Genomic DNA, 19,566 nt, shown 5'->3' on the forward strand with positions numbered 1-19,566 from the left:
AAACTCCCTAATATATTTTTTATAAATTTTCATAGTTTCATTTTATTTTTCCATTATTATATCATCTATGTATAATTTGCTTATATAATCTTTATTTCACGCAATGACAATTATTAAAATTACTTTGAAAATTACACAACAACAAAATTAAAAGTAAAGATTGATTTTTATACTTTCATAAAAAATAGAATAATTATATGAAATTTTTACTAGACAATACCTAAAACAGCTATATAAAAAGTTCGCTAATATAACGAACTTTTATATTTTTATAAAGACATTCCCGCATAGAATCCATCACGTATAGCATTAGCAACCTTACCAATTTTTTCACTATCCCCAACAATTCTTGTTTTAGTTGGATAAATATTTCTAATTTCTTCAGCTAATTCACGATTTGGTTTCATTCCAAATGCTCTAATAATCGTATCCGCTTTACAAACAACTTCTTGTTCATCTTTTTGATAAGTAATGCCATCATTATTAAACTCAATAACTTTAGCACCGGTAATCACATTAATTTTATATTCATCAATCTTTGCAAAAATTGAAGCCTGGTTAATAAATAATACATCTTTAGCAATACTATCAGCCATCTCAATTATTGTAACATTTTTACCATGTTCACTAGCAAGTTCAATGGCACTATCAATACCTGACAATCCCCCACCACACATAATGACATTTTCACCTTTAATCATACCTTTGTGCATATGTGCGTCAATTACACTAATTACATTCTCATTATTGATACCATTTATTGGAGGTATAATTTCATCTGCTCCACAGGCCACAATAATTTGATCTGCATTTTTTAAAATTTGATCATCTGCTTTTACTTCATAATTAAAGTGTATTATTACATCCAATTTATTTAATTGTACTTCAAACCATTTAACTAATTTCTTTAATTGATCCTTAAATTTTGGTGTCGCAGCAACACTTAATTGTCCACCAATCATATTAGTCTTTTCATAAATTTCCACATTATGTCCTTCAGCAGCAGCTACTCTAGCAGCTTCTAATCCAGCAGGTCCTGCACCAATCACAACAATATTTTTTACTTGACTACATGGCTTAATTGCAAAACGTTCTTCTTCACATGCTTGAGGATTTACTGCACAACTCAACTTAGTAAGACGTCCGACAATTCTCCCTACACATTCTTCATTGCAGCGAATACATGGGCGAACATCCTCTTCATGATCGCTCATCAATTTATTTACTGTATCTGGATCCGCAATAAATTGACGACCAAACATAACAAAATCAGCATCTTTAGATTCAATTAATCGAAGTGCTGATTCAGGTGTATGATTTCCAGCATTCATGATCGGAATATTTACATGTTTGCGCGCTTCTTTGCATACATAATCCATACAAGCATCACCTAAATATGCAGTTGGGAAAATATAATCAATCCGTTCATAACATCCTGCGTCAATATCTAAAGCATCTACCCCAGCTTTTTCTAAAATCTCAATTAATTCCATACTTTCATCCAAGGTTCTACCCTCTACAAATAGATGATCTAAAGCAATTCTAAATATAACTGGTAAATCAACTGCCTGTTTTATAGATTGCACAATTTCTGTAGCAAAACGCATTCTATTTTCAGCACTACCACCATATTCATCAGTTCGCTTATTCCATACAGGCGACATGAATTGATCAACCAAATAGCCCGCATGTCCATGAATTTCTATTGCATCAAAACCAGCGTTTTTAGCAATTATTGCGCTATTAGCAAACTCTGTCATAATTTTTTTAATATCTTCTTCACTCAATGGACGACACTTCATTTCAGGATTAAATGTTGATGGTGTATCACTTGAAGAGAATGGTGGTTCTCCATACATGTTAGGAAAAGCATTTCTTCCAGTTCCACAACTAATTTGACAACAAATTTTTGCCCCCCAACGATGTGTCGCTTCAACTACAGTTGTCAATTGAGGAATAACGTAACTATTTTGTAAGATTCCTTCTAATGATCCTTGTGCTAAATCAGGATTTAAAAATTGACATCCCATAATGATCAATCCAACCCCACCTTTAGCTCGCGCTTCAAAATAATCAATTTCATCATTAGCAATACATCCATCAATATGTGAAGAATTAGTTCCCATTGGTGCCATAACAAAACGATTTTTCACTTCCATATTACCTATTTTAAAAGGTGTAAATAATGCATCGTATTTCATATAAATTACCTCCGTCGATATTTAAATTTTATCTTTCTTGTTAAAAAAATACCATGGGCAAAAATACAAATATTTAATTACTGGTTGTGCAAATTGCACAACTACATTTATAATATAAAGGAGGTGAGCTTATGAAAGATATGTATGAATTTCTATTCAATGGATTAATAAATCATAATCTGCATCAATTTATGAAACAATTATACGAATATTTCCATCATCCAATGGTCTTATGTGATGTGAATTATGTAGTTTTGGCACAACATCCAAATCAACAAATTGGAGATATGCTCTTTGATCACATGCAAGAACATCAAAAAGTAGCAGTTGAGATGCTCCCATTTATCCAATTAGGTAATTATCAAAAAGATTTGGATCAAAATAATAATGTTATCTATGTCGATTACGGAGTTGGGCAGACAATTCCACGAATTATTGCAGCAATAACAGACAATGATAATATTATTGGTTACTTATGCATTTTATTTGCAGATGGCAAGCCATCATCTGAAATATTCAGTTTTATCAGTAAATTAGCTAAAACTATCGCATCCATTATTTGTCACAGCAAAACCGGCTATAATTATAATCGTTACGAATATTTTGCAATAATGAATTACTTATTCTCAAATGACAATATAAATAAACATGATTTAGAAAAATTATTACCTGCACAACCCAATAATTTTAGCAGAGATTACTGTATTATTACTACAAAGGTAGGCTTAAAAAGCAATGAGATAGTGTATTTAAATCAACTTCATCAGCATATTATTACTTTACCAAATACATATTCTTATCTCCAAGATAACTGCTTATATATTTTAATTACCGGGCTTAATAGAGCAACAAAAAACAATATTATTAATAAAGTAAAAAGTTTAATAACTGCTGTAAATATTTATAAATTAAAGTTTGGTATTAGTTATATTTTCGATAATCTGTTAGATATTAATATTTATAAACAACAAGCACTGAAAGCTTACGATTTAAGTAAACAGCAATTTACTTTTTTTGAAGATATTGCTTTAGAATCATTTTTTACTACTAGTTCATACAAGATATATCTCCATCCACTTATTACAAAACTAAAACAAATTGATGAATCAACTAAGAATGATTATTATCATACTTTAAAATCGTATATTTGTAATTTTGGTGACTCTCATAAAACAATTGAACAATTGGCTATCCACCGCAATACACTACTTTATCGTTTAGAAAAGATCAAGGAACTTACCAATGTTGATTTACATGATGAGAAATTATGCACATTGCTGCTAATCAGTTTTTTTCTTGCTGAAAACAATTAAATCATTATCAGCATAAAGTTTGTTAATTTATTTCAATATTTTGGTATAATAACAATTGAGCTGCTCTATTAAATAAGCCCAAATATGATAGTCGTATATAGAAGTAGATTAGCTAAGATGATTATAGAATCAAATTTTTCTTTATCGACAAAAGTCTTAACAGTTAAGATAAGATTATCACATCTATCAGGATTGTTAGGGAAGTTATATTAAAAATGTCCTGATTAAAGTTCATTGCATAAACTTGATTGTTTTGAGTTGATTCATCAATATCTACATAGAGTGTATTCATAAAATCAGCACCTTTCAATTGAAATATAACTAAAAATAAATACTTGACTAACCTCTGTTCTTTAGATATGTCATAATCTCGCCATAAGAATAAAACAATATTAATCAAGGCTACGCATCAAAATATATTGAATAAACAATATTCGATGAGGTAATTCATTCTAAAATTGAAAGACAGACTCATTAAGTAGAATGCAGCAAGGTGAAAAAGAATATTATTACTTAGGAAAATCCAATATGAAATTAAGATTGTAAAGGTGCTGTAATCTTTACAAAATATATTATACGAGGTGATAGAAAATGAAAGAATGGGATTTATCGAAATTATATCAATCATTTGATGATTCTAGTTTTACTACTGATTTTAACCAAATCATTAAATTACAAAAACAAATAAATACATATCGTAATAACAATGATGAAAAATCATTAGAAAATTATTTAGTCGATTTAATAAAATTAAATCAACTAATTGAAAAAGTAGCTAATTATATTAGTTTAACTTTATCAGTCGATACAACAAATAGCATTGCTTTAAAATATAGCGATCAGCTAGATAACCTTTTAGCTTCTTTTGTTGAAGATGAAGTCTTAAATCAACAATGGATCAGTACTTTTAAGCTTGATTCATTAAAATCAAACTTAATCAAGGAACATCTATTTATTTTAAAAGAAATTCAGCAAAATCAAAAATACACTTTAGATAAAAAGAGTGAGAGCATCATTGCACACATGCAAAATACTGGTAGTAATGCTTTTAGCAAACTAAAAGATCAATTAATTTCATCAATTGAAGTAACTATCGAGGACCAAACCTACCCTCTAACTTCGGTTTTAAATATGGCCTATGATAAGGATCGCGAAATACGTAAAAAAGCTTACCAAGCAGAAATAAACAGTTATCAAGATAAAGAACAGGCTATTGCTGCTTGTTTAAACGGAATCAAAGGAGAAGTACTCTATACTACTAAATTAAGAGGATATGAAAATGAACTAGAAAGAACCCTTATCAATGCACGAATGTCAAAAGAAACATTAGATGTTTTATTAACTGTGATGCAAGAAAACCTTAATGTCTTTAGGGATTATCTAAAAACTAAAGCTACTGCCCTTGGATATCAAAACGGATTACCTTGGTTTGAGCTTTATGCCCCTGTTATCGAAGATCATGACAGTCATCCATACGAAAAAAGCTGCCAATTTATTATTAATCAATTTAGTACCTTTTCTGAACATTTAGGTACTTTTGCGAAAAAAGCAATTGAAAATAATTGGATTGATGTTTATCCCCAAAGCGGTAAAGTTGGCGGAGCCTTTTGTTGCAATCTTCATAGTATCAAGGAAAGTCGTTTTTTATTAAATTATGGTGACAGCTTTTCTGATGCAATTACGATGGCTCACGAGCTAGGTCATGGCTTCCATGGTGAATGTTTAAATGATGAATCTATTTTAAATAGTGACTATCCTATGCCAATTGCGGAGACTGCTTCAACTTTTTGCGAAACAATTGTAACTAAAGCTGCTTTAAAAAAAGCTAATGATCAGACGAAACTAAGCTTATTAGAAGATGAATTATCAGGAGCTACCCAAGTAATCGTCGATATCTACTCTAGATACTTATTTGAAAGTCGTTTTTTTGAAAAAAGAGAAACTGGTGCTTTGTCAGTAGAAGAGATCAAAGAACTAATGATTCAGGCTCAAAAAGATGCTTATGGAGATGGTTTAGATCATCAATATCTTCATCCATATATGTGGACCTGGAAACCACACTATTATTATGCAGATTGTTCTTTTTATAATTTTCCTTATGCTTTCGGTCTTCTTTTAGCTAAAGGATTATACACTATTTACCAAAAAGAAGGTTCAAAATTTAGCAATACTTATGAAAAATTATTATCCTTAACAGGGAAAATGTCATTAGAAGATGTTTGTTCAAGTGTTAATATTAATTTAAAAGATAAGTCATTCTGGCAAGCATCAATCAATACTTTTAAAGAAGATCTCACCTTATATAAACAATTATTAAATAAAGATGTTATATCACAATAAAGAGATATAACATCTTTTTACTTTATAAAGTATCTAATAAAAACAATTAACTTATCAAATCAATTACTTTATATTATAAAAGTTTATTGTTTAGAAGCTTTTATTTTAAGCTTTTTTGAATTTCGTGATTAAATTCACTTTTCCAATCCGTTGGATAAGTTCTTGTATTTTTTAAAAGCTCTTCTACAAAATCAGCAACATCATCTCCAGTTATTTCTAAAACTGATCTTCGTACTGCTGCCCTTCTTCAAATAATTCAAGTAACCCTATTGAATTTCAAGCATATCATATCCTGACCCGGATACAAACTGCCATATATATGCTTGAATTTTTTTTAAAACACACTGCTAATCAGCCGGTAATTGCTCTACCCTTTTCATATGCGTTCGATATTCCTTTTTACTTTTTATCATTATTTTAATATTAAAATAATCATCAAAAAATTTATTCATTTTTACCACTCTCCTTTAATTCATTAAGTTTATCAGTCATAAATTCCCATTTTGTCCAAAAGAGTCGTAATTTTTCACGTCCACTTTCATTTAAAGAATAAAATTTTCTTGGAGGTCCCATTTTAGACAACTTTTTTTGAATCTTAACTAATCCACTCTTTTCAAGCCTAACTAATATAGTATAAACTGTTCCTTCCACAACCTCTGTAAATCCTAACTGATTGAGTCGTCTTGTAATCTCATATCCATATGTTTCTTCTTGATTAATTATTTCTAAAACACAGCCTTCTAATATTCCTTTTAATATCTCTGTTATATCCTTCAAGTCAACTACTCCTCCCTACTTATAAGTCCATGTATTCAGTAATGCTAAGTACTGCTATATAATAATAAATAGTAGTATGTCTATCAATATAAATTAGTGAGTATAGCATCTAAAAATAATCTTTTTAGTATTATAAAATTAGCTTCTTTTATAAGTAAAGAAGCATCTATCACTATATCTTGCCATTATCATGATATAATATATTTATCAAAATAAAGGAGCTGAAATTATGAATGCTAAAGATATCTTAACTCATTATCAAAATTTTGCAGTAATCGGTGTAACGACAAATCCTGATAAATTTGGCTACAAGATTTATCAACGTTTAAATGAAATAGAAAAAACTGTGTATGGGGTTTCACCTATTTATAAAGAAATTGATGGAAAGTCAACTTTTCCCAATCTAACTGCCATTAAAAATAAAATTGACGTTGCTGTGTTTGTTGTTAGTCCAAAATTTGGAATAGATTATATTAAAGAATGTAACCAGCTTAATATCAAACATATCTGGTTACAGCCAGGTACTTATAATGATGATTTGATTTCTTTGATTAATGAAAATAATCTTAATTATTATCAAAATTGTGTTTTAATAGAAAGTCAAGATTTATAAAATCAGTTTTAAACTGATTTTTTGTTTAACTTAATATTAATTTCATTTGCAATGGCTATAATATTAATAGGAGGTTTATATGAAAAAAATATATTATAATGGTGATATTCTAACGATGGAAAATAGTGATTATGAAGCTATTTATGTAGAAGATGGTGTGATTAAAAAATGTGGTAATTATTCTGAAATAAAAAATCTAGTCTGTGCTGATACTGAGTTCATTGATTTACAAGGAAAATGTTTAATGCCCTCTTTTATTGATAGTCATAGTCATGTTGTTTCTTTAGCAAGTACACTTAAACTTGTTGATTTAAGTAAAGCAACAAGTATTGCTCAAATTATTCAATGTTTTAAAAATTATATTGAAGAAAATAATCCTACTTCAGAAGAAATGTTAATAGGTTTTGGCTATGATCATAATTTTCTCAAAGAACAATGCCATCCTACTGCAAGTGATTTAGATAAAATTTCTACCACTAATCCAATTATGATGGCTCATGCATCAGGTCATATGGGTGTAGTCAATACTAAAACAATGCAGCTACTAGGACTAACTGATCAAATTAACGATCCTGTCGGTGGTAAATACGGACGTGATGAGGATGGTCATTTAAATGGTTATCTTGAGGAACAAGCTTTTATTACGATTGCAAGCCAAGGAAGCAAGGAAAATAAAAATTTAAAAACACAAATCCTTGATGCCTTAAAAATCTATGCTAGCTATGGAATCACAACTGTGCAAGAGGGATATATGAAACAGCATGAATTTGATTTATTGAACTCTTTGGCGACAGAAAATAAATTATTTCTCGATGTTGTAGGTTATGTTGATATTAAAAATAATTATTCTTTATATCGGGATAATCAACAATATCATCATTACTTAAATCATTTTAAACTAGGCGGTTATAAGTTATTTCTAGATGGTTCTCCACAAGGAAAAACCGCCTGGTTATCTAAGCCATATGAAAATAGTGGTGACTATTGTGGATATCCGATCTACTTAGATTCAGATGTTAAAAAATTCGTAGATATGGCTATTAATGATAAAGCGCAACTACTAACTCATTGTAACGGTGATGCTGCTTCCAATCAACTACTTGATGCCTTTAATGATCAGTACACACCTCTACGCCCTGTAATGATTCATAGTCAAACCTTAAGACCAGATCAACTACCGCGGCTAAAAAGCATTGGAATGATTCCTAGTTTCTTCATTGCTCATATCTATTATTGGGGTGATATTCACCGCCGTAATCTTGGACAACGTGCTGAATCTATTTCTTGTGTTCATAGTGCTTTAAAATTAGATTTACCTTATACCTTCCATCAAGATACCCCTGTTATTGAGCCAAACATGTTAGAAACGATTTGGTGTGCTGTAAAACGCCAAACCAAAAACGGGGTTACTTTGGGGACAGATGAACAAATATCTGTCTACAATGCATTAAAAGGAGTAACAATTAATGCCGCTTATCAATATTTTGAAGAACACGTGAAAGGGTCTATTAAAGAAGGAAAAAAAGCTGATCTTTTAATCCTTGATCGTAATCCTTGCAAAGTTGCAATCGAGGAAATTCGTCAGATTAAGATCATTGAGACAATTAAAGATGGTATTACAATATATAAAAAAGATATCTAAACGTAGATATCTTTTTTAATACCGAAATTACGAATGCCCTTTATGACCAAATAAGGCCATAATAATTGCAATTATTCGTGCCATATTTTATCCCTTCTTTACTTATTTATATTTATATCATAACACTATTGATCTAATTTAACTCAGCATTAACAAAATCATAACAAAAACATCCTATTTAGTGCCATTTAATTGACTTTTATAGACAAATTTTATTATAATGAAAAGGCATGAAAATTTAATAATAGGAGATAAAAATGGAAACAAAACACAAGCGAAGTAGCTTTTCTGGTCGCCTGGGCTATGTTATGGCAGTAGCTGGTTCTGCTGTCGGGCTCGGGAATATTTGGCGTTTCCCTTATTTAGCAGCTAAATATGGTGGAGGTACTTTTTTATTCACATATTTTATTTTAGCGATTACCTTTGGTTTTGCTTTGCTAATTAGTGAAACTGCCTTGGGAAGAAAAACAAAAAAGAGCCCGATTGCAGCCTATAAACAATTGGGTGCAAAAAAACTTCAATTTGGTGGTTGGCTAAATGCCATCGTGCCAATGCTCATCGTACCTTACTACTGTGTTGTTGGGGGATGGGTTTGTAAATATTTATTTGAATTTATTACAAACAATTCTGCCAGCTTAGTTAGTGATACCTATTTTACTGGTTTTTCATCTTCAACACTACAGCCTGTCATCTGGTTACTTGTCTTTGCTGGAATGGTATTTGGCGTAGTTATGCTAGGTGTTGAAAAAGGAATTGAAAAATGCAGTAAAGTATTAATGCCTGCTTTAGTTGCAATGGCTCTATTCATTGCTTTATATGCATTATTTACACCTGGTGCTATTGAAGGGGTTAAATACTATTTAATTCCTGACTTCTCGCGTTTTTCAATCATGACAGTAGTAGCGGCTATGGGACAAATGTTCTATTCGTTGTCTATCGGGATGGGAATTTTATTTACATATGGTTCATATATGAAACGTGAAATTGATATGGAACAATCAATTACTCAAGTAGAGATAATGGATACATTAATTGCCTTTCTAGCAGGTTTAATGATTATCCCCGCAGTATTTGCTTTTTCTGGTGGAAATCCAGATACACTAAACGCCGGTCCTTCCTTAATGTTTATTACAATGCCAAAAGTATTTGCCAGTATGTCATTTGGTAACATTATTGGATTAGTATTCTTTTTATTAGTACTGTTTGCAGCATTAACTTCAGCAATTTCATTAATGGAATGTTGTGTTTCAATTATTCAAGATCGATATGATTTTTCAAGAAAAAAATGCTGTGTTCTTATTTTTGGAGGAATTGCTTTATTAGGTATTCCATGTTCACTTGGATTTGGTGTTTTAGATTTCATTACACCGCTTGGTTTAAGTATTCTTGATTTCTTTGATTTTATGACAAACTCAATCATGATGCCAATTTCTGCAGCTTGTACATGTCTACTTATCATCAAAGTAACCGGTTTTAAAACAGTTACTGACGAAGTTGAATACAGTTCTAAATTCAAGCGTAAAAAAGCTTATCTATTTTGTATGAAATATGTTGTTGTCCCTGGCCTATTAATAATATTAATTAGTTCAGTCTTATCAACAATGGGGATTATTTCAATTTAAAAAAACAAGTAATGAAATAAATCATTACTTGTTTTTTATTTTATTGTACGCTACACATGCAAAGAAAAATACGGTTATTCCTAAAAGAGTAAGAAATGATAATAATGTAACTGGTGCCATTGACACAATCTCCTTTAACATATCTTATAAATCTATTTCTAATCCAACGGGGCAATGATCACTGCCCAAAATATCAGTACAAATAAACGCTTCTTTTATCCCTTCTTTTAAACAATCTGAAACAATAAAATAATCAATCCGCCATCCAGCATTATTCTTACGGGCATTAAATCGATATGACCACCAAGAATAAACACCTTCTTGATCAGGATATAAATATCGATACGTATCTATAAAACCATTTTCTAATAAATTTGTCATCTTAGCTCTCTCTTCATCAGAAAAACCTGCATTTTTACGATTCGTTTTAGGATTCTTTAAATCAATTTCTTGATGGGCTACATTTAAATCACCACATAAAATAACCGGTTTACTCTTCTCCAAAGACTTCAAGTATGCAAGAAAATCATCTTCCCAATGCATCCGATAGTCCAATCGTTTCAATTCATTTTGGCTATTAGGAGTATAACAATTGACTAAATAAAATTTTTCATACTCAAGCGTAACAACGCGGCCTTCATGGTCATGTTCTTCGATACCAATTCCATAACTATAATTTAATGGTTTTTCTTTAGAAAACACTAAAGTTCCACTATAACCCTTTTTTTCAGCACTATTCATATAAGTATAATATCCATGCTTTTCTAATTCAATTTGACCTTCTTGCATCTTTGTTTCTTGGACACAAAAAATATCTGCTTTACTTTCTTTTAAAACATCATAGAACCCTTTTGTAATACAGGCTCTAATTCCATTAACATTCCATGATACTAATTTCATTCTCTTACCTCACTCTATTATTATACATGAAAGCGCTTTTCTATAGAAGTGTTTTTTTCTATATTAGAAAAAAATTTATCATTCTTTATCACTTCTTAAGATTTTTAATATTTTTCGATAATCTGTCTATACTAATATAGGTGATAAAATTGAAAAAATACAAATATATTATATTAAATCTATCAATCTCTCTGGGAATCGGTGCTTTAAGTGCAATTTTTACAATGAATGCAATGGATGTATACCAAACAGTTAACCTTCCTAAGTGCTCTCCGCCTGGATATCTATTCCCAATCGTTTGGACATTTCTTTATATTTTAATCGGTTTAGCAAGTTATCTAATTCATCGAAGTAATAGTAAAAATAAAGAAACTGCTCTTATTATTTATTATTTTCAACTACTGATTAATTTTGCATGGCCTATCGCTTTTTTTAATTACCAAAGTTTTTTATTAGCACTAGCAATATTGATTACACTATGTATTCTAGTTGCTATTCTTATCAAATTATTTTATCAAATCCGTCCTTTAGCAGCTTTTTTATTACTTCCTTACATGGGTTGGATACTTTTTGCCTTATATTTAAATTTTTGGATTTTTGTAAATAATTAAAGTCTTGAATATTATATTAGAAATAGTTGCCGAGAAACTAAGTTTATTTTTTTAAAGTAAGTTTCCATTGACAATTACCTTGCTTTGTCAAATTGAACACTTGATATAATTGAATAGCTATTAGGAAAAAATAATATTATTCTCTAATATCAAATGATTAATAAAATAAGAAATATAGTAATTATAAATGTTACTACTTTTGGTAAATTAATAAACAAGATTACTTAGATAGTAAAAAATCAAAATAGTTGATTACATTTTTATACTAACGAAACACAGATTTAATTGCAACGATTGACCTTGCCACTCAAATTGCTTTATTACCGAGCTGATTGAATCAATTCAAAACTAGAAAGTATTGAAAAATAATCTTAGCCAGCAAGGGGCTAACCCACATATATTATTAATAAAACTTTAAATTAAATCATATTTATTAAATAATAAAAGATACTTGACAAACTATTACTTAAAATAGTTCACAAGTATCTTTCCACTATATTAAAGCAAAATATACTACGAAGATTAAAATTAAAGCCCAAACAATCGGTTTGATTTCTTTAGATCTACCAGCAATTACACTAGTAATACCATAAACAATAAAACCAAATGCAATCCCATCTGAAATTGAATAAGTTAAAATCATCATGATCACTGTGATGAAACCAGATGCAGCGAAAACGATATCATCCCAATCAATTCCACCTAATTGAGTTGCCATGGAAATTCCAACTGCCACTAAAGCAGGAGCAGTAACCGCACTAGTTACAACACTAAGTACTGGAGCAAATAAAATTGATAAGAAGAATAATATTGCTGTAGTACAAGCAGTTAATCCTGTTCTTCCTCCAGCTTCAACCCCAGCTGTTGATTCAACAAAAGAAGTAACAGTAGAGGTTCCTAGAATTCCTCCAATAACTGTTCCTGTAGAATCAGCAACTAATGCTTGTTCAATATTATCTAACTCACCATTTTCATCAACTAAATTAGTTTTGTTCGCAACTGAAATTAATGTTCCTGCGGTATCAAAAAAATCAACAAATAACAATGAAAATAATGCTACAATACAATCCGGATGGCTAAATAACTCACCAAAACCATTCATAAATATACCAAACCCACTAGTATCTAAATCAATTGAAACAATTTTTGAAGGCATTGCCGGCATTCCCTCGATACCACATAAACCAGCTACAATTCCAACAATTGCGGTAATCACCAATCCATAAAATACTGCTGCTGGTGTCTTACGAGCCATTAAGATAATTGTTATTAAGACCCCAAATACTGCTAATAATACAACTGGATCAGTCAACTTCCCTAACGCCACAAATGTTGATTCGCTTCCAATAATGATTCCAGCATTTTTTAGTCCAATAAAGGCGATAAAAAATCCAATTCCAGCTCCAATCGCAAGCTTTAATTGTTGAGGAATTGCATTAATAATTGCTTTACGCACCCCAGTAACTGAAATTAACAAGAAAATTATTCCTGATACTACAACCGCTGCCAATGCTGCTGCAGGACTATACCCCATTGAAAAAACAAGGGTATATGTAAATAATGCATTAACTCCCATCCCCGGTGCTAAAGCAACTGGATAGTTTGCTAATAACCCCATGATCAAAGTTGCGATCCCTGAAGATAGTGCCGTTGCTAAGAAAACGCCATCATAAGACAGCCCAGTCTCACTTAACATGTTCGGGTTAACAGCTAAAATATAAGCCATTGCTAAAAACGTAGTAATTCCAGCAATAACCTCTGTTTTGACCGTTGTTCCCTTTTCTTTTAATTTAAAAATCTTTTCAAGCATTGTCTTTCTCCTTTTTAAAAATACCTTTTTATTATATCTAAAATACCAGTCTTTTCAAGGAAAAAGCGCTAATATATGACAATTATGAAATATTTACATAAAATAATATTTCTTCCAAGGCTCTTGTTTTTAAACGATAATAAGTTGCTCGACTATAAAATTCAAGCCACCACTCATGATTCTTCTGTAAAACAAATTCATTTGTAATAATTAATTGACTCTCAGGACTTAATGCTTGAATCACAATTTCAAATGCTGCCACCACTCGCTCCAATTCATCTCTATCATCAATTCGTTGATTTAAGCGTTCAGCAATTGAAGCATTGTATCCACTTTTCTTTTCATGAAGCATCCCGATATTTAACTGCGGATAGAAATTAGTATTTTCTAAACAATACAATTTCAATTTAGCTCGGTGAAACTGCTTAAATAGCTCCGCTACTGCTTCTTGTTTTTGTTTAAATGTCAGTTTATTTGTTTTTCTCATAAAAAAATCCTCCTATTATCATATACAACTCAAATAGGAGAATTACTTTTTTTAAATTACAAAATTTTCTATAATTTCAATAATCTTTTCTTCTTCAAGACCGCAACTTACCAAATACTCTTTAGCACTTCCATAATGTTCTCTCAAATAGTCCAAAAATTTCATCATCATTTGTGGAGCAGATTCTAAAAATGCGCGATTAGCATCATCAACCAAACGTTCCAATTCAGAAATTATTTTAAGATTATTTTCATATGATTCTGAATAATCTTTAACAATATCATAATCATGACAACCTGCTAAATCTAACAATAATGCCGCAATCACCCCAGTACGATCTTTTCCAGCTGAACAATTAAACATAATTGCATCGTATGGATGATCATAAAACAATTCAAAAACTTCTTTAAACTGCTGTTTATTTGCCTCTAGCATAAAAATATAAAAACCAGCTAAATCTTGATAATTTGTTACTTCACTAGGGAGAACATTTAAATCTTTAGACTGCATTAAATTGACATTATAGTATTCAATATCACGATAACCTGTTAATTGACTTGGTAACTGTTCGACTTCAAAGTCACTTCGTAAATCTACTTGCATTCTAATTCCATAATCATAAAGATATTCTTTCTCATCATCTGATAACTTACTTGGATTGGTTGAACGAATAAATTTATGACTTTTTGTATAAAAACCAGTTTGAGTTTCATAGCCACCCAAATCACGAACATTAGTCATACTTTTTACATCTAACATTCTTTCTTCACGACTTAATTGCATCATTTTATAATTACCTCACTGTTATAAATTCTATCATAATTATAATCTTGATACAATTTATTATTCTTCAAACGGCCGAACTCTTAACTCTACTCCAAGACCATCGGCAATTTTTTGACACAATTTAATTTTTTCCACCCCGATTATATCTACAACTGTCAAAACAACACTTGGTACATATTTTTTACACGCTTTTGTGAATTGGAGCATGTAGTTAAATGAATCAACTCCATAACAGGCTCTTGTTAATTCATAATATTCTTCCTTAGTTGGAGCATTTAAACTTATAGATACTGTATCGATTACTCCCTTAAAATCAGGCGCAATATCACGCCCTAACGTAATTGATGATAAGCCATTTGTATTGATTCTAATCGATAAATCTGACCTTTTCTCTTTAATATATTTTGCAACTTTCATTAAATCATCGTGGCGAGTTAACGGTTCACCAAAACCACAAAATACTACTTCTTTAAATGCTGTTAAATCATATTTTTCAAATTCCGCAATAATCATCTCTACAGTCGGCTCCCTTTTTAACCATAGAGAATTTGATTCAAGCATTTCTTTTGTATTACGTAAACAAAAAGTACATGCACAACTACATCTGTTTGTGCTGTTAACATAACAAGTTATTCCCTTATACGTATCTAGATCTTTTAAATCAATATATCCATTACCATGTAGCGTATATAAAATCACCATTTTCTTTCCTCCTAAAGTTCTTTTAAGAAAGGCTCAAAGCATAGTCCCAAATGATTATGAGCTCCAACTGCTTGACTATACTCAATACACCTAGATGCAAAATTTGCAGCTTTTTCAACACATTGATAGAAATTCAAACCATTTAAATAACTTCCCGCAATAACACCGCTGATAACATCACCAGTCCCGCTTCGATCATCGCCTATTCGCTTTACTTTGATAATGGCAGGTTCCTTCCCTTGTTCATATGCAAAGTTAATAATTTCGTCACCAATACTAATCCCTGTTACAACGACCATTTGTGGGCCCAAATTTGACAATTGGCGACACATTTCAATCAGCTCATCCCGATTAATTATATCATGCGGATATGGTACCTCTAAAAGTGCGCATAATTCAGTTAAATTGGGTGTCATAATTGTCGCATATGGTATTAGTTGACGCATTTTATCTTGCATTGCAGTAGTGTAAGTCGGATAAAGTTTCCCATGATCACCCATTACCGGATCTACTAATACAAATGTATGTTTTTTCTTAAAAGTTTTTATAAAATCAATGACAATATCGATTTGTCTTTCTGAACCAAGAAATCCTGTAGCAATTCCATCAAAACTAACCTTCATTTTTTTATATGTTTCAATATAATCATTCATTCGATCCGTATAATCATCGAAATAATATTCTGGATGCATTGTGTTTACTGATAGGATTGCAGTTGGAACAAAAACACATTCAATTCCCATTGCTGAAATTATCGGCAGCTGCGCTGCAATCGAACATCTACTATATCCTGTTACATCATTTATTAAAGCAATTCTTTTCATCTCATTTTATCCCCTTATCATTGTCATTCATTTTATCACATTTTTATATTTTTTAACCATGACAGTTTTGATTATTTTTATATGGACAATCCCACCCACTATTTTGTATAATAAATAATAGATAGATATAAGGAGATAATATGAAAAAATTATTTAAATTTACAATGGTTATGCTATTAGCATTAAGCTTAGCCGGATGTGGTGGAAAAAGTAATGATGAACAAGATAAGAAAACAGCATCCAAAGATTTGTTAAGCGGTAATTATCGAATCGAAATCGATGTTAAGGATTATGGAGTAATCAAAGTTGAACTTCAAGCTGATGAAGCACCTATTACTGTAACTAATTTTGTAAAACTAGTTAAAGAAGGTTTCTATGATGGGTTGACCTTCCATCGGATCATTGACGGCTTTATGATTCAAGGGGGTGACCCAAAAGGGAATGGAACTGGTGGTTCTGATGAAACAATCAAAGGTGAATTTAGTTCTAACGGTGTTGAAAATCCTTTAAAACATACTCGCGGTGCAATCTCAATGGCGCGTTCATCTGATCCTGATAGTGCAAGTTCACAATTTTTTATTATGCATCAAACAACTACTTCACTAGATGGGGATTATGCTGTTTTTGGTTATGTTTATGAAGGAATCGAGGTAGTTGACAAAATTGCTACAACTGTTCCAGTAACTGATAATAATGGAACTGTTGAAGCTTCTAACCAGCCTGTAATTACTTCAATTAAAATGTTAAAATAATCAGGCATGTAAGTCATGGATTTCTATCCATGGCTTTTTTATCTGATGAGAATTTAATGTCGATTTTAGGGAATAATGCTAATAAAGTTATTATTTTTTCATAAAAAATAAATTACTCTATGAATAATCCATTTTTTATTTCATGTCTTATTCTATAGAGTAGAAATCTTTTTACTTTAGCTTTTTGATTGCTTTTATAAAACAGAAAATTGTAATTACAAACGCTCCTAAATCAGCAATTGGAACAGCCCAGAAAATACCATTCAAACCAAAGAAAGTCGCTAACAATAAAATCATTGGAATCAAAATAATTACTTGACGAAGTAAATTTAAAATACTTGCTACTTTAATTTTACCAATACATTGGAAATAATTAGCAGTCATGATTTGAGCCCCTAACAATGGTAAAAATAAGAACCAAATTCGAATTGCCTTTGTGCCTAGTTTTACAACTTCTGCCTCACCATTAAACATTCTAATTATAGTTTCCGGGAAAAATTGTACTGCTAAAAAACCTACAACTGCAATCATTGTACCACCGATAATCGCATATTTTAAAGTTTCTTTAACTCGATGATAATTGCCTGCCCCAAAATTATAACTAATCAATGGTTGTTGCCCTTGCATTAAACCTGTTAAAGGCATCTGGCATATAGTTTGGAAACTAGTAATGATTCCTACTGTTGAAATTGCGATATCACCACCATACATTCCTAATGTACTATTCAAAATAAAGTTTAAAACACTATTAGCCATTTGCATTAAAAATGCTGGTATTCCCGTTTTAATAATATCTAACGCATAGATCAGCTTTAGTTTCATATGTTCGATATCTAACTTAATCAAAGAGCGATTTGAACATAGATAGCACAGTTGCCAAATCATACTTAAGAATTGTCCACCAATTGTCGCTATAGCTGCACCACTCATTCCCATATGCAACTGAATGATTAAAATATAATCAAAAACGATATTAAATCCGGCCCCTATTAATTGTGAAATCATTGCATTCTTAGGGTTGCCTTGTGCCCGAGAAAAATTATTCCCACACATTGCAACACACTGAAATACTGCTCCATACAAAACAATTGATAAGTAATCGCTGGCATATGGCAAAACTGTTTTACTAGCACCTAAAACTTCTAACATGGGTGTTATAAAAATATTCCCTAATACAGTAAACATCAGCCCAAAAACAACTGTTAAAACAATTGCATTACCCTGATAGATTGAAGCCTTATCTTTCTCTTTTTGTCCTAAAGAAATGCTGAAACGAGTAGCTCCACCTACTCCTACCATTAATGAAATTGCCATTAATACTAATGTAACTGGATAACTTATTGTAATTCCAGCAATCCCTACCGCTCCTAATTGTGGCGCATTTCCAATAAACATTCGATCAACCACATTATAAATTGCATTAACTAGCATCCCAATAATTGCTGGAACACTAAATTCTATTAATAATGGAAGGATTTTTTTATTTCCCATTCTCTCATCATTCATTTATTTTACCTCCTTTTAGATTTGTTTGTATCACATCTAACATTCTTCGAAGTTCTTCTTGTTCTTTTTCACTCAACCCAGATACTAAAATAAAATCTTTTTTAGCAAATGTCTGGTCAACTATCTGCTGTTTTTCTTGACCTAAGGCTGTCATCTCCAATAAATAAAAACGTTTATCAACAGGCGATTGAATTCGTTTGATTAACCCTTTATTTTCCATATTTTGGAGCAATCTTGTTACAGCACTTTTATCAATTTGTAATTCTTTAATCAATTCTTCTTGATAAACCTTACTATGACGACTCAAAAACATTAGGACAGAACCTTCATTACTTGTTAATCCATACTCTTTTAATCTTTGATTACTATCATTTCGATTTAATATTGCTAAATGATGAATAATCCGTCCAATTCTTTCCATTTTGCACCTCCATTAGTTGATATGTCAACTATTATACCAACATTAGTTGATATGTCAACTAACAATAAAAACCACGCCTAAAAGACGTGGTTTTCTCTGAGGCTATAAGCCTATATTGCTTGCTCGCGTCTCAAGGCGCTGCTTTCTCTTCGTTCAAGCTATCGCTTTTGACTCTCGCCATCCCTCAAAGGGATTTATTTCCTCCTTTCTCCTTTTGTTATCTTCTTCTCTCTTTTTTGTTTTCTTTCTTCATTTCTTT

Annotated in this window: 17 protein-coding genes and 1 pseudogene; 7 read left to right on the plus strand and 11 right to left on the minus strand. The window is 31.0% G+C overall.

The features are described 5' to 3' along the window. Positions 1–269: 269 nt before the first annotated feature. The gene (locus KSU54_RS11740) at positions 270–2,201 is read right to left on the minus strand and encodes an NAD(P)/FAD-dependent oxidoreductase (RefSeq protein WP_003537995.1); all 1,932 of its coding nucleotides are present in this window, start codon (positions 2,199–2,201) and stop codon (positions 270–272) included. 131 nt (positions 2,202–2,332) lie between these two features. On the opposite strand from KSU54_RS11740, the gene KSU54_RS11745 reads away from it, so the two are divergent. Both KSU54_RS11745 and KSU54_RS11750 read left to right on the plus strand, forming a co-directional pair. Further along, complete coding sequence (locus KSU54_RS11745; protein ID WP_003537993.1) at positions 2,333–3,514, plus strand: PucR family transcriptional regulator; 1,182 nt, start codon at positions 2,333–2,335, stop codon at positions 3,512–3,514. Positions 3,515–4,105: 591 nt separating this feature from the next. After that, positions 4,106–5,854, plus strand: a complete 1,749-nt coding sequence (locus tag KSU54_RS11750) for a M3 family oligoendopeptidase (protein WP_003537990.1) — start codon at positions 4,106–4,108, stop codon at positions 5,852–5,854. 100 nt (positions 5,855–5,954) lie between these two features. Here KSU54_RS11750 and KSU54_RS19465 read toward each other — a convergent pair. Both KSU54_RS19465 and KSU54_RS11760 read right to left on the minus strand, forming a co-directional pair. Further along, positions 5,955–6,083: pseudogene (locus KSU54_RS19465) on the minus strand (DUF1048 domain-containing protein); the annotation flags it as partial. 215 nt (positions 6,084–6,298) lie between these two features. Continuing rightward, positions 6,299–6,631 carry a PadR family transcriptional regulator gene (locus tag KSU54_RS11760; protein WP_003537989.1) on the minus strand — a complete coding sequence of 111 codons (333 nt, stop codon included), beginning with the start codon at positions 6,629–6,631 and terminating at the stop codon, positions 6,299–6,301. A 229-nt stretch (positions 6,632–6,860) separates the two neighbouring features. Here KSU54_RS11760 and KSU54_RS11765 point away from each other — a divergent pair, with 229 nt between their 5' ends. The 3 genes from KSU54_RS11765 (at position 6,861) to KSU54_RS11775 (ending at position 10,508) form a co-directional block, all read left to right on the plus strand. After that, on the plus strand, positions 6,861–7,244 hold the full coding sequence (locus KSU54_RS11765; RefSeq protein WP_003537988.1) for a CoA-binding protein: 384 nt from the start codon (positions 6,861–6,863) through the stop codon (positions 7,242–7,244). 79 nt (positions 7,245–7,323) lie between these two features. Then, positions 7,324–8,886 carry an amidohydrolase gene (locus KSU54_RS11770; RefSeq protein WP_117792581.1) on the plus strand — a complete coding sequence of 521 codons (1,563 nt, stop codon included), beginning with the start codon at positions 7,324–7,326 and terminating at the stop codon, positions 8,884–8,886. Between the two features lie 257 nt (positions 8,887–9,143). Further along, on the plus strand, positions 9,144–10,508 hold the full coding sequence (locus KSU54_RS11775) for a sodium-dependent transporter (protein ID WP_003537985.1): 1,365 nt from the start codon (positions 9,144–9,146) through the stop codon (positions 10,506–10,508). A 144-nt stretch (positions 10,509–10,652) separates the two neighbouring features. Here the strand turns inward: KSU54_RS11775 and KSU54_RS11780 are convergent, their stop codons facing one another. Continuing rightward, positions 10,653–11,408, minus strand: coding sequence for an exodeoxyribonuclease III (locus KSU54_RS11780; RefSeq protein WP_003537984.1), 756 nt, complete (start codon positions 11,406–11,408; stop codon positions 10,653–10,655). A gap of 140 nt (positions 11,409–11,548) precedes the next feature. Here KSU54_RS11780 and KSU54_RS11785 point away from each other — a divergent pair, with 140 nt between their 5' ends. Then, a complete protein-coding gene (locus KSU54_RS11785; RefSeq protein WP_003537983.1) occupies positions 11,549–12,019 on the plus strand; it encodes a TspO/MBR family protein in 471 nt (156 codons plus the stop codon). 493 nt (positions 12,020–12,512) lie between these two features. On the opposite strand, the gene KSU54_RS11790 is transcribed toward KSU54_RS11785, so the two are convergent. From KSU54_RS11790 to KSU54_RS11810, 5 genes are all read right to left on the minus strand, one after another. Then, positions 12,513–13,829 carry an NCS2 family permease gene (locus KSU54_RS11790; protein ID WP_003537982.1) on the minus strand — a complete coding sequence of 439 codons (1,317 nt, stop codon included), beginning with the start codon at positions 13,827–13,829 and terminating at the stop codon, positions 12,513–12,515. Between the two features lie 82 nt (positions 13,830–13,911). After that, complete coding sequence (locus KSU54_RS11795) at positions 13,912–14,316, minus strand: MG284/MPN403 family protein (RefSeq protein WP_003537981.1); 405 nt, start codon at positions 14,314–14,316, stop codon at positions 13,912–13,914. Positions 14,317–14,367: 51 nt separating this feature from the next. Beyond that, complete coding sequence (locus tag KSU54_RS11800; RefSeq protein ID WP_003537980.1) at positions 14,368–15,102, minus strand: tyrosine-protein phosphatase; 735 nt, start codon at positions 15,100–15,102, stop codon at positions 14,368–14,370. 57 nt (positions 15,103–15,159) lie between these two features. After that, entirely contained in the window at positions 15,160–15,804 is a 645-nt protein-coding gene (locus tag KSU54_RS11805) for a TatD family nuclease-associated radical SAM protein (protein WP_003537978.1), read from the minus strand. A gap of 11 nt (positions 15,805–15,815) precedes the next feature. Next, on the minus strand, positions 15,816–16,628 hold the full coding sequence (locus KSU54_RS11810) for a pyridoxamine kinase (RefSeq protein ID WP_008793012.1): 813 nt from the start codon (positions 16,626–16,628) through the stop codon (positions 15,816–15,818). 140 nt (positions 16,629–16,768) lie between these two features. Here KSU54_RS11810 and KSU54_RS11815 point away from each other — a divergent pair, with 140 nt between their 5' ends. Then, positions 16,769–17,380: a peptidylprolyl isomerase gene (locus KSU54_RS11815; RefSeq protein ID WP_003537975.1), complete on the plus strand. Its 612-nt coding sequence runs from the start codon at positions 16,769–16,771 to the stop codon at positions 17,378–17,380. A 171-nt stretch (positions 17,381–17,551) separates the two neighbouring features. Here the strand turns inward: KSU54_RS11815 and KSU54_RS11820 are convergent, their stop codons facing one another. Together KSU54_RS11820 and KSU54_RS11825 are read right to left on the minus strand one after the other, a co-directional pair. After that, positions 17,552–18,886, minus strand: coding sequence for an MATE family efflux transporter (locus KSU54_RS11820; protein WP_003537974.1), 1,335 nt, complete (start codon positions 18,884–18,886; stop codon positions 17,552–17,554). After that, a complete protein-coding gene (locus KSU54_RS11825; RefSeq protein WP_003537973.1) occupies positions 18,879–19,307 on the minus strand; it encodes a MarR family winged helix-turn-helix transcriptional regulator in 429 nt (142 codons plus the stop codon). The genes KSU54_RS11820 and KSU54_RS11825 overlap by 8 nt, the downstream gene beginning before the upstream one ends. Positions 19,308–19,566 lie beyond the last annotated feature (259 nt).

The organism is Erysipelatoclostridium sp. MSK.23.31 (assembly GCF_019125875.1).
Classification (GTDB): domain Bacteria; phylum Bacillota_I; class Bacilli_A; order Erysipelotrichales; family Coprobacillaceae; genus Thomasclavelia; species Thomasclavelia ramosa.